Consider the following 11,877-nt stretch of genomic DNA (forward strand, 5'->3'; position numbering starts at 1 on the left):
ACAGTAGGAGATGCTATGAACAGGAACCTTAAAGAGCTATCGTTTCAACAGGTTGATGTTTTTTCCTCGGAGCGAATGGGTGGAAATCCACTTGCGGTGGTAGTGGATGCGGACGATCTTGATACACCAACGATGGCCAAGTTTGCCAACTGGACCAATCTAAGCGAGACGACCTTCCTCCTAAAGCCGACGGTCCCGGATGCTGATTATCGCGTCAGAATTTTCACGCCGCATCAGGAGCTACCCTTTGCCGGACACCCGACTTTGGGTAGCTGCCACGCATGGCTGACCTTGGGCGGAAAGCCAAAGCAGCCAGTTGTTATCCAGGAATGCGAGGCGGGTTTGATCCGGATCAGAAGAGACGGCGATATCCTCTCATTTCTGGCTCCAGATTTGATCAAGACTGGACATATCGATAACGATCTAATGAAACGAGTTATGAGCGGTCTAAGTCTGTCATCTGAGATGATAGTCGATGCGAGTTGGGTAGACAACGGTCCCGGTTGGATGGCCTTGCTCCTGAAAAGCAGAGACGATGTCCTACGTGTCCGTCCGAACTACCAGAGTATTTCCGGACTAAGGGTAGGCCTGATTGCACCATGTTTGGGGGACGTCGATGGCGTGGATTTCGAGGTCCGCGCCTTCACCGCCGCTGGTTACGAAGACCCAGTCACTGGTAGCCTAAATGCGGGTTTGGCAAAATGGCTCATTTCCGCAAATCTCGCCCCGCCTTCATACATCGCTGCGCAAGGGACGGTCTTGGGCAGGTCAGGGCGGGTACATGTCCGGCTCGAATCTGAAGATATTTGGGTTGGCGGCAATGTCGTTACCTGCATAAACGGAAAAGCTATCCTCTAAGACAGTCATCGACCTGAGGCCGATGACTGCAATTGGCGCCAGAAGCAGTCATGGGCTCGACTTGAATGAGTTACCGATTTGGGCCGGTAGCCGGTCTGGACAGACGACGAGGGCGAAGAGGGCGCGGTCACGACCGTGACCTTCGAGGACCAGGGCGGGAAGACGCTGCTGAATCTCCACGAAGCCTATCCGTCCAAGGAGGCGCTTGAGGAAGCACTACAGGGCGGGGCGGCGGCATTGCCGGAGCAACTGGAACAGCTCGACGAACTGCTTTCCAGCATAGGCGAGTAGCGCGGGTCGGGAAACTCGCCTCGGGAAACGTCTGCTCTTGGGAAATGACTCCACCGGCCTTTCCGGCCGGAGCGGGGCGCTAACCGCTCAGACGCCGAGAAGCCTCAGGGGCTTTATGAGCGGCGGCCAATTGCGGTCCTCGGCCCTAGTTCGGAACGTGGCGACCATTCTCACTTCCCTAAAAGCTACGTCAGTCTCTTTAGATCGAAGGGAAGTAGTCATGGCCGGAAAGGACTTTCCATTCGCTGGGAGCAATCAGATTGTTCCGGGCGACCGATTCCATCGGTACGTGGGAAGGGGCCCGCCGATGGCTTAACTGCTGAGCGTCGTCACAGCAACCCTGCGGGGTGCAAATCAGGAAGACAGCGATCTTCGGACCTGACCTTTCATACCGCAACCTGCTCTCATTTTTGATCCTTTCACTTGGCAGCGCTTCGCGGTATAATTAGAGAGGGCTAAAATAGAAAGTGGGACGGCCGTCAAAACAGAAAACCTTCCGTCTCTGGGCCGGGGATCAACTATGGGGGTCGAAAATGCTTAGCGGCTTTAGCAGGGCCTGCGCGCTAATCCTTTTCTCAGGGAACGTCGCTTTCGCCCAATCGGATCAGATAGAGCCAAACGCTGGAATGTGGAAGACGTGGGTAATCACGTCGGGCAAAGACTTCCGAGTCTCGCCCCCACCGGATACTTCCGCAACCGAGTTGGAGCAGGTCCGCGAACTTGTCGCAAAGAACGATGCGCAGGTCGCCGCCAAGATCAGATTCTGGGACGCTGGCTCGCCCGGCTATCGATGGATCGACCTGGTCAACAACCGTCTTCTCGCAAACCAGACGATCCCCAATGCGCATCGCGTCTACACCTATTTGACGATGGCGGTCTACGACGCCACCATCGCGGCTTGGGAGTCGAAATACTTCTACAATCGCCCCCGCCCGAGCGAGGTGGATACGACACTGCCGACTGCGCTACCCACGCCTCGGAGTCCCGCTTATCCATCCGAACACGCGGCAGCCGCTGGAGCCGCCGCGACCGTTCTTGCCTATTTCTTTCCCGACGAGGCGTTGTCGTTCCAGGCGATGGCCGAAGAAGCCGCACAGTCGCGTGTCCTTGCCGGTGTCCAGTTCCCAAGCGATTCATCCGCCGGCCTGGAACTGGGGCGAAGCGTGGCAGAGCAAGTGATTGCGCGGGCAAAGGCCGACGGCTCCGATGCCGTCTGGACCGGCACCGTGCCGACCGGGCCGTGCATGTGGGTCGGAGACAAACCCGCCAATGCAACCATGCCAAACTGGAAGCCGATCCTGCTCGAGACAGCCGATGAATTCAGGCCACCGACTCCGCCCGACTGCAAGTCTGCGGCCGTGAAGGCCGAGACGGATGCAGTCCGCCAGTTTGAGCGAAAATTCCCCAACAGCTACAAGGCGTTCTACTGGCAAAGCCCATCCGGCCTGTTCACCGACTGGTATGACTATGCCAGCAAGTGGATGTTCGAGGACAAGACGGATTCGAACCCGCCGCGCGCCGCACGGGCTTACGCGATGCTCGCAACGGTCTACTACGACGCCTACATTGCAAGCAACGACGGGAAATACGCTTATTGGTACCTGCGGCCCAACATGCTTGACCCGAGCATCACTCCCCTGTTCGCAGTGCCGGCCCATCCCAGTTATCCGTCGAATCACTCCACGTTGTCGACTGCCCGATGCGAGGTGCTTGCCTATCTGTTCCCCGACCAGGCGGAGTTCATCCGAACGGTCGGCAAGGAAGCGGGCGATTCACGCATCTGGGCCGGCATCCACTATGAAATGGACAACCGGGCCGGTGCCGCACTTGGCAAAGCGGTCGCCGGGAAATTCATCGAGCGGGCAAAAAAAGACGGGGCAGACTAGCGGAAGGGCCGCTAGCGCCTTTCTCCTGAAATGTCGCAATCCTAAGCGAGGGGTTCTCGGTGGAACGTTCCGTTCACTCAGCAGCCGACGTGCGAGGCAGCAACGTTTCTCAAACGATGCGGATGCGGCGCGTCACCTGGCCATTGCTTTCCCAGTATGTGTGCTTTTTGGCGATCAAGGGATCGTCCATCGCCGGTTGAATTTGCCCTGCGGTACTGATCGCGCGCGAGGTCACCGTGTGTTCTCCAGGCGAGGGATTTGGCCAATCCAGTGACCAAATCTTCCAGGCGTATTCGGCCTCCTCGCTGTGATCGATGACTGCCGGCATCCAGGGCCCTTGATCGATTTTCAGTTCGACCCGGTCGATCGGTGCACCCCAGGCTGCGCCGACGACCCGGTGACCCGAGTCGTTGCGCGTGACCTTCGCGGGCGCGGATTTCAGCAGGGCCCGGCCGACCGAGGTCTCGGCCCACACGGTCTCGCCGTTGTGCTCTTCCTCCCGGATGGTGACATAGTCGCGGCCCATCAGCAGGCTCATGAAGCGGGTGTCGCGAACCTCGATGCCCTTCAGCCACTTGACGTTGGCGATCCCGTACCAGCCCGGAGTTATCAGCCGCAGCGGGAAACCGTTGGGGGCAGGCAGGGTCGCCCCGTTCATTTCGTAGCAGAGCAGATTGTCGGGGTTCATCGCGTCGGCGAGCGACATGCTGCGAGCGAAGTTCTGTTGCATCTTGATGTCGCGAATCGTGACCTCGCCTTTGTCGGTGCCGAAGAAGACGACCTCGATGCCACTATCAAGGACCCCGGCATCCTGGAGGATCGGGGCAAGCGGCGTGCCTGCCCAGCGGGCATTGCCTATGCCGCCGGTGAAGAAGGGGAAGCCGTGGTTGCCGGAGCATTCCACGGTGAGAACTACCTCCTGCCGCGGCCGCGCCTTGATGTCGGCGAGTGTCAGTTTCAAGGGCTTCTTGACCAGCCCTCCGATGTCGAGGGACCAGGACTTGTCGTCAATCGTCGGTCGATCGAAATGCGAGATGCTGAAAAACCTGTCGTTCGGAGTTATGAAGGCATCCAAATCCTCCCAGACAAGCTGGGTTTGAATCCCTACCGGATCGGGACTTTCCGTGGGCTGATCGAGCCATGGAATGACTTTCTCGCCCGGCCGCGTCGGAAAAGCGTAGGCCAGCGACGAATAAAGACCCGCGATTCCGGCGAGAACCGCGCTTCCCTGAACGATGAATTCTCTGCGTTGAAGAACAGGCATGGTTTTCCCTCCACATGCATCCGGAACGAACTGCAGCGGGCCATCTGCCGCAGCCTGGGCACGGATATGCGCACAATGTCTTACCTCACCCGGAAATTTTCGGAGCGAGGTCAAGCGTCAGCTGCGCATTCAAACATGCAGCGCCGGACGGTTTTCTAGCTTGCGTCTCCTATTTCAAAATTGCGCCTTTGCAAGAGAAGAGTCCATAGCCGTCGAATCGCCGAGTTCAAGGTAAGCGTCGATATTCAGGATCGACTGCGAGGCTGTTTTGGCCGAGACGCGCCCTCGCGTCATCACCAGCAAAGGTCCGGAAGGAGGGCGCAAAGCCGCCATCTCCTCCGACAACGAAAAAAGTCCGCTTAGGGCCGAACCCGGTCTTCCAACGCGTTCAAACCATGCCGAGCTTTCGATCCTGGACTACCGGAAATCTCTTAGCGAATGGGCTCGGCATAGTATCCGACTCGGGATAAATTCTTGACCTTCATATCGATACGCTGAAGGCGAAATCCCGGAATTTCCAATAGATATTCGGCTATCGGTGGCTCAATCGGAGGATAACGGCCCAATGAACATGATCGACTTGAAGGAACGGACCATCGTGATCACAGGCGGTGCGCGCGGCATCGGCTACGCGATCGCAGAGCGCGTCATCCAGTCTGGTGGCAAGGTGGCCATCTGGGACTTGAACGAAAACATGGCGAAGGACAGCGCTTCCGCTCTCGGATCCGGCACGGTCGCTTTCGGCGTCAACGTCGCAGATCCCCAATCAGTGAAAAACGCGGCGGCGACGACCGAGGAGATTTTTGGCCGTATCGACGGCCTCGTCAATTCCGCCGGGATTACCGGTCCGGTAAAACCCACGATCGAATACGATGTCGACGAGTGGAAAGACGTCGTCGATGTCTGCCTGACGGGAACCTTCAATTGTTGCCGGCACGTCGTTCCTGTCATGTCAAAACGCGATTACGGACGGATCGTGAACATCTCTTCGGTTGCGGGCAAGGAAGGAAATCCGAACATCGCCGCCTACAGCGCTGCGAAAGCTGGTGTGCTGGGCTTCACCAAGTCGCTTGGCAAGGAACTCGCAAAGACGGGAATCGCCGTGAACGCGGTAACGCCGACGACAGCAAAGACACCTATTTTGGACGGGCTGACAGCCGAGTTTATCGAATATATGCGCGTCCGCATTCCGCGCGACCGTTTTGTCGAACTTCGTGAGATCGCTTCGATGGTGGTCTGGCTGCTTTCCGAAGAGAACTCCTACACGACCGCATCGACGTTCGACCTGAGCGGCGGTCGTACGACCTACTGACCCATTCGATCACTGCTGCTGTTGCGGCTGCGGGCCCGGCGCTGCCGGATTGGCGAGGTCGATCGCGCCCTGATCGCCGGCCAGAAACTGCGGGCCGACCTGACGGACGCGGTTCTGCGTCGGATCATAGGGGCGCTCGGGAACGGACGGCTGCGGCGCGGCGGCTGCGGTATCCTTCGCCGGTGGATTGGTGCGAATGGTGGTGATCGAGCCCTGCTGCGGCGGTTCGCTTACCGCCTGCTTGCCGCGCATCTCCTCGTAATAGGCGGTGAGATTGCAGGCGCAGGAGGACTTTTCCCCGGGCGTGCGGTTCTTGTAGGCAAAGGCGTTCTTCATGGCGCTGTAGGGCGTGCCCGTTGCGACCGAGATCATGTTCGAGGCTTCGGTGCTCGTCACGTCACGATAGAACAGTTCGGTCTCGATGCCTGGGCACATCTTGGCGCAGGTCTGGGCGTCGCGGCCGAAATCGACCGACGTGGCGTTCGAGCTGATCGGGAAGAAGCCGCCGTCGCAGCTGCGCACGCACATGGTGCTGACCGGGGAGAGCATCTCTGCCCGTGGCACGCCGTAACGCGGATCGATCTCTTCACCGCCGAGCGGAATGAAGGTATCGGTGCGCATCGCCTGTTCCTCGACGCTCGGAGCCGGTTCGTTGGCGCTGCGATCGCTCGGGGCATAGAAGTTTTCGCTGTTGCAGCCATTGTGGTCGAGGGCGGCGATCAGTTCGCGGCGCGTGCCGTCAGCGGCGCCATTCTGGCCGGCCAGCTCGTTGCGGCGGTCCTGGAGATAGCGGATATTGTCGATCATGCGGGCTTCGGACTGCGAGAGTTCGGCGCAATAATCGGCATTCTCGCCGCCGATCACGACCATGCTGCCTGAGGTGCAGCCATTGCTGCGCAGCTCGTTGCGAACTTTGCGCAGCTCGAGGTTCTGCTCGGCCATGGCGCTGGAATATTGGCGGGCTTCCGGGCCGTTGCCATTGCCGATCGATCGCGGCAAGTCGGCGAGGCGGCCGCGCAGGTCCTCACAGACGGCGCTGCTGCTTTGCGCGGCGGCAGGCGCCGCAAAGGCAAGGAGAAGGGCAAGAGACAGGTTTCGGCGTTTCACGGCGTCGTCCCGGAATGAGCAAAGAATCGATCGGTCGATTGCGGCCTCGATCGCCGCGGGTTTCTCTTAGGGTATTTCTCTTAATAAGCTGGGATAAATTCCTACCGTATTTTCGCGATTTTATCCAGCGGACCGCCAGAGACCCAATGTTCGATTATGAAGAGGCTGCCGATGGTAATCAACGAGGCCACGTGCTCCACTCCAATCTCCTCAGTCGCTTGGGGAACGTACTCATATCCGGACGTCGAAAATGACAGGTATTGCCAACGAACTCAGCTCCCCCGCAACGACAGTCGGGCTGCCGGAAACCCAGCACGGCTTCCACGTTTTCGTGGACGGTTGTTATGAACCCGGTTCTGGGCACGGAGGCTGGGCATTCGTCGTTTATCGCGATGCGGCGGAAATCGCGTCCGGCTTCGGTGGCGCCGAAGATTCCGCCAATAATTCGATGGAATTGACCGCCGTGCTCAGGGCGGCAATCTGGATCAACAGCGAGGCAAGCGGCGAGCCTGTCACCATCTGGTCCGATTCCGTCTACGCCGTCAAAGGCTGCAACAGCCGGCGACATATCTGGAGGAACAACGGCTGGAGGAAAGGCAACCCCAATGGGAATGCTCGAAACCGAACTATCGCCAATGCGGAACTCTGGAAAGCGGTCGATCTTCAATTATCCCAGAAGCCGCTCATTGCCATTGCCTGGTGCAAGGGCCACTCCGGCATTGCCGGTAACGAACGCGCCGATGCGCTTGCGGATAAAGGGCGCCTGTCGATACGGAGTGCCTGATACGGCATGAGGACATGTCTTGGAGCCAAAGGATTTTATCCCGGGCGCCGTGGCCTGATATCTGCTGCATATCAACCGGCTGCAGATGCTCGGGACAAGCCCGAGCATGACGAAAGGGAGTTGGCCGACTTTGTCAGCAGCCTGAACCGGCTCAAGCCGGTTGCGATGCCTCGACGACGGCGAGTGCCGCCATATTGACGACGCCGCGGGAGGTGACCGAGGGGGCGAGGATATGGGCGGGCAGCGCGGTGCCGAGCAGGATCGGGCCGACATGCAGGCCGTCGGTCATCGACTTCACGACGCCGAGGGTGATGTTGGCGGCATCGAGGTTCGGGAAGACCAAAAGATTGGCTTCGTCGTGCAGGGTCGTGTCCGGCATGACGCGCTTGCGCAGTGCTTCGGTGATGGCGCTTTCGCCGTGCATCTCACCGTCGACCTCGAGGTCGGGCGCGGCTTCGCGCACGAGCTGCAGGGCGTTGCGCATCTTCGTGGCGCTTTCGGACTCACGCGAGCCGAAATTGGAATGCGAGACCAGGGCGGCGCGCGGGGTGAGGCCGAAACGGCGGATTTCCTCGGCCGCCAGTACCGTCGCCTCGGCGACCTCCTCGGCAGTCGGATTGAAGGTGACATAGGTGTCGGTGAAGAAGGTGGCGCCGCGCTGCGAGATCATCAGGCTGAGGGCTGAGAAATCGCGGACATCTTTGCGCTTGCCGATGATCAGGCGGACGTCGCGCAGATGCTTCTCGTAACGCCCTTCCAGGCCGCAGATCAGCGCATCGGCCTCGCCGCGCCTCAGCGCCAGCGCGCCGATGACGGTGGTGTTGGTGCGCACGATCGTGCGGGCTGCTTCCGGGATGACGCCACGCCGACCGACGAGGGAGAAATAGAGATCGACATATTCGCGGAAGCGCGGATCGTCTTCCGGGTTGATGACCTCGAAATCCTGCAGCGGCCGGATGCGCAGGCCGTAGCGCTTGAGGCGTGTCTCGATGACTTGCGGGCGGCCGATCAGGATCGGTTCGGCAAGGCCTTCTTCGAGCAGCACCTGGGCAGCGCGCAGCACGCGTTCGTCCTCGCCTTCGGAGAAGATGACGCGCTTGCGCTCGGCGGCCTTGGCGGCGGTGAAGATCGGTTTCATGACGAAGCCGGAGCGGAAGACGAAGCGGTTCAACTGGTCGAGATAGGCGTCGAAATCCTGGATCGGGCGGCGTGCCACGCCGCTCTGTTCGGCGGCTTTGGCGACTGCAGGCGCGATGCGCAGGATCAGGCGCGGATCGAAGGGCGAGGGGATGAGGTAGTCCGGGCCGAAGACCGGAGTCTCACCGGAATAGGCACGCGCGGCAACGTCGGATGGCTCTTCGCGGGCAAGGGCGGCGATGGCGCGCACGGCCGCCATCTTCATTTCCTCGTTGATCGTCTCGGCGCCGCAATCGAGCGCGCCGCGGAAGATATAGGGGAAGCAGAGGACGTTGTTGACCTGGTTGGCGAAATCCGAGCGGCCGGTGCAGATCATCGCGTCGGGGCGGGCGGCACGGGCAAGATCGGGCATGATCTCCGGCGTCGGATTGGCGAGCGCCATGATCAGCGGCTTGTCGGCCATCTGCGCCAGCAGCTCCGGCTTCAGCACGCCGGCGGCGGAAAGGCCGAGGAAGACATCGCCGCCGCCGATATTTTCGGCCAGAGTGCGTGTGTCGCTCTTCTGGGCATAAATGGATTTCCATTCGTCCATCAGCTCGATGCGGCCCTCATAGACGAGGCCTTCGAGATCGTGGACCCAGATGTTTTCGCGTTTTGCCCCGAGAATGACAAGCAGGTTGAGGCAGGCAAGGGCGGCAGCACCGGCCCCGGAGGCGACGATCTTGACGTTCTCGATCGCCTTGCCGGCGAGTTCCAGCCCGTTCAGGATCGCGGCGGCGACGATGATCGCCGTGCCGTGCTGATCGTCGTGGAAAACGGGGATCTTCATCTTCTCGCGCAGGCGCCGCTCGACCTCGAAACATTCCGGCGCCTTGATGTCTTCGAGGTTGATACCGCCGAAGGTCGGCTCCAGCGAGGCGATGGTCGAGACCATCTGGTCGACGCCTGCGGCATCGATCTCGATATCGAAGACGTCGATGCCGGCGAATTTCTTGAAGAGCACAGCCTTGCCCTCCATGACCGGTTTGGAGGCAAGCGGGCCGATATTGCCGAGGCCAAGCACGGCGGTGCCGTTGGAGATGACGGCGACGAGATTGGCGCGCGAGGTATATTCGGCCGCCATCTCCGGATTGTCGCGGATGGCAAGGCAAGGGGCGGCAACGCCGGGCGAATAGGCGAGCGCCAGGTCGCGCTGGTTGCCGAGCGGCTTGGTCGCCTGGATCTCCAGCTTGCCGGGGCGGGGATAGCGGTGGAAGAAAAGTGCCTGCTCGTCGAGATCGCCGCTCGTCAGGTTCTTTTCCGTCTTCGATTTTTCCGGGTGATCCATCGCCGCCTCCGTGCACGTCTTTTGAGCTCCCTCCATACATCAATCGGATACGGGCGACAGTATGGAAATGAGGGATGGGAGAAGTTTTCGCGAGGTGGGCGGGGGGTATACTGTGTGGCACCCCCCTCTGCCCTGCCGGGCATCTCCCCCACAAGGGTGGAGATCGGCAAGCGGTTGGATCATCCGTTCCTCTCTGCAGCATCGAAATAACTTTACGGCAGTTGTTTGGGGAAGCCGCCGCGCCCATCCGATCTCCCTCCTTGTGGGGGAGATGCCCGGCAGGGCAGAGGGGGGTACCCCAGGGCACTTCAGATTGGGCTGACGTATCGTCATCACGGGACTAATCCCTTTGGGAAACTTGTTTGACGACTTCAACAAGCGCAAAATGCCGCCGCGAGGGTGCGGGGCGCCGGTCGCATGGAGGAAATCATGGACAATTTGAACCTGACGACCCTGCAAAAGGGGCAGACGATGGTCAATGACGTGGCCATCGATGCCTTTGCCGCCGGATTTCGCGGCAGTCTCCTGACCAGCAAGGACATGGATTACAACGAGGCGCGGACGATCTGGAATGCGATGATTGACCGCCGGCCCGGGCTTATCGCGCGATGCGCGGGTGCCGCCGATGTCGTGCGGGCGGTGCGGTTTGCACGCGACAACAATCTGCTCGTTTCAGTGCGTGGCGGTGGCCACGGCATTGCCGGCAACGCCGTCTGCGAGGGCGGTATCGTCATCGACCTGTCGGCGATGAAATCGGTGCGGGTCGATCCGCAGACGCGGCGCGCCAGGATCGAGCCGGGCGCCACGCTTGCCGATGTCGACCAGGAAACGCTGGCCTTCGGGCTGGTGCTGCCGACCGGCATCAATTCGACGACCGGCATTGCCGGCCTGACGCTCGGCGGCGGCTTCGGCTGGCTGACCCGCAAATTCGGGCTGACGCTGGATAATCTGCTTTCGGTTGATGTAGTGACGGCCGACGGCGAACTGGTCAAGGCGAGCGAAAAGGAAATGCCGGACCTCTTCTGGGCGCTGCGCGGCGGCGGCGGCAATTTCGGCGTCGTCACCTCCTTCGAGTTCCAACTCAACCCTCTCAACACAGAGGTTCTCGCCGGGCTGGTCGTACATCCCTTCGCTGATGCGGAGAAGGTGCTGAGGGAATACCGACAGGCGCTGGACGCGGCACCTGACGAACTGACCTGCTGGGTGGTGATGCGCCAGGCGCCTCCGCTGCCGTTCCTTCCCGCGGAATGGCACGGCAAGGAAATCGTCGTGCTCGCCATGTGCTACTGCGGAGACATCGCGGCGGGCGAAAAGGCAACGTCTCGATTGCGCGCGATCGGAAATCCCATTGCCGACGTCGTCGGCCCGGTGCCGTTCACCGGCTGGCAGCAGGCATTCGACCCGTTGCTCACGCCCGGCGCACGCAATTACTGGAAGAGCCAGGATTTTGCATCTCTCCCCGATGTCGCGATCGAGGTTCTGCTTAATGCCGTGCGCAGGCTGCCCGGCCCGGAATGCGAGATCTTCATCGGTCATGTCGGCGGTGCGGCTGGCCGCGTGGCCACCGAGGCCACCGCATTTCCGCAACGCAGTTCGCATTTCGTCATGAATGTGCATGCGCGCTGGCGGGAGACCGGGATGGATGGAAGCTGCATAGGCTGGGCACGGGATCTGTTCGAGGCTACCAAGCCGCATTCGGTCGGCACCGCCTACATCAACTTCATGCCCGAAGACGAAGGTGATCGCGTCGAGACTGCCTACGGCGCCAACTACGCTCGCCTTGCCGAGATCAAGCGGCGCTACGATCCGAACAATCTGTTCCGGATGAACCAGAATGTTAAACCGATGGCGGCAGTGCGAGCTGCCTAGCCCGACCATCCCCGCGCTCGGGTGATATAGCCGGGCGCGGGA

General features: G+C 60.5%; 8 protein-coding genes and 1 pseudogene. 6 read left to right on the forward strand and 3 right to left on the reverse strand.

Annotated elements, in window-relative coordinates; all coding sequences use genetic code 11:
• Window positions 1–15: 15 nt before the first annotated feature.
• The 3 genes and pseudogenes from HX898_RS04235 (at window position 16) to HX898_RS04245 (ending at window position 3,035) form a co-directional block, all read left to right on the forward strand.
• The gene (locus HX898_RS04235) at window positions 16–858 is read left to right on the forward strand and encodes a PhzF family phenazine biosynthesis protein (protein ID WP_138329265.1); all 843 of its coding nucleotides are present in this window, start codon (window positions 16–18) and stop codon (window positions 856–858) included.
• Window positions 859–951: 93 nt separating this feature from the next.
• Window positions 952–1,149, forward strand: a pseudogene (locus HX898_RS04240) (SRPBCC domain-containing protein); the annotation flags it as partial.
• A gap of 701 nt (window positions 1,150–1,850) precedes the next feature.
• Entirely contained in the window at window positions 1,851–3,035 is a 1,185-nt protein-coding gene (locus tag HX898_RS04245; protein WP_138329266.1) for a phosphatase PAP2 family protein, read from the forward strand.
• A gap of 109 nt (window positions 3,036–3,144) precedes the next feature.
• Here the strand turns inward: HX898_RS04245 and HX898_RS04250 are convergent, their stop codons facing one another.
• A complete protein-coding gene (locus HX898_RS04250; RefSeq protein WP_180194078.1) occupies window positions 3,145–4,299 on the reverse strand; it encodes a sulfite oxidase in 1,155 nt (384 codons plus the stop codon).
• Window positions 4,300–4,864: 565 nt separating this feature from the next.
• Between HX898_RS04250 and HX898_RS04255 the strand changes: the two genes are divergently transcribed.
• A complete protein-coding gene (locus tag HX898_RS04255; protein ID WP_138329268.1) occupies window positions 4,865–5,611 on the forward strand; it encodes an SDR family NAD(P)-dependent oxidoreductase in 747 nt (248 codons plus the stop codon).
• 9 nt (window positions 5,612–5,620) lie between these two features.
• On the opposite strand, the gene HX898_RS04260 is transcribed toward HX898_RS04255, so the two are convergent.
• Window positions 5,621–6,718 carry a DUF2865 domain-containing protein gene (locus HX898_RS04260; RefSeq protein WP_171598705.1) on the reverse strand — a complete coding sequence of 366 codons (1,098 nt, stop codon included), beginning with the start codon at window positions 6,716–6,718 and terminating at the stop codon, window positions 5,621–5,623.
• Between the two features lie 250 nt (window positions 6,719–6,968).
• On the opposite strand from HX898_RS04260, the gene HX898_RS04265 reads away from it, so the two are divergent.
• Window positions 6,969–7,502 (forward strand): ribonuclease H, encoded by a 534-nt coding sequence (locus HX898_RS04265; RefSeq protein WP_138329270.1) that lies wholly within the window; start codon window positions 6,969–6,971, stop codon window positions 7,500–7,502.
• 151 nt (window positions 7,503–7,653) lie between these two features.
• Here the strand turns inward: HX898_RS04265 and HX898_RS04270 are convergent, their stop codons facing one another.
• Window positions 7,654–9,966 carry an NADP-dependent malic enzyme gene (locus HX898_RS04270; RefSeq protein ID WP_138329272.1) on the reverse strand — a complete coding sequence of 771 codons (2,313 nt, stop codon included), beginning with the start codon at window positions 9,964–9,966 and terminating at the stop codon, window positions 7,654–7,656.
• Between the two features lie 429 nt (window positions 9,967–10,395).
• Between HX898_RS04270 and HX898_RS04275 the strand changes: the two genes are divergently transcribed.
• Window positions 10,396–11,835 (forward strand): FAD-binding oxidoreductase, encoded by a 1,440-nt coding sequence (locus tag HX898_RS04275; RefSeq protein WP_138329273.1) that lies wholly within the window; start codon window positions 10,396–10,398, stop codon window positions 11,833–11,835.
• The last annotated feature ends 42 nt before the right edge of the window (window positions 11,836–11,877 follow it).

This window comes from Rhizobium sp. WYCCWR 11128 (genome assembly GCF_013416305.1).
Lineage (GTDB): Bacteria > Pseudomonadota > Alphaproteobacteria > Rhizobiales > Rhizobiaceae > Rhizobium > Rhizobium indicum.

Excerpts from the sequence above, each read along its gene's own strand:
- HX898_RS04235 (WP_138329265.1), top strand. The coding sequence starts at position 16 with ATGAACAGGAACCTTAAAGAGCTATCGTTTCAACAGGTTGATGTTTTT.
- HX898_RS04250 (WP_180194078.1), bottom strand. The coding sequence starts at position 4,299 with ATGCCTGTTCTTCAACGCAGAGAATTCATCGTTCAGGGAAGCGCGGTT.
- HX898_RS04255 (WP_138329268.1), top strand. The coding sequence starts at position 4,865 with ATGAACATGATCGACTTGAAGGAACGGACCATCGTGATCACAGGCGGT.
- HX898_RS04265 (WP_138329270.1), top strand. The coding sequence starts at position 6,969 with ATGACAGGTATTGCCAACGAACTCAGCTCCCCCGCAACGACAGTCGGG.
- HX898_RS04270 (WP_138329272.1), bottom strand. The coding sequence starts at position 9,966 with ATGGATCACCCGGAAAAATCGAAGACGGAAAAGAACCTGACGAGCGGC.
- HX898_RS04275 (WP_138329273.1), top strand. The coding sequence starts at position 10,396 with ATGGACAATTTGAACCTGACGACCCTGCAAAAGGGGCAGACGATGGTC.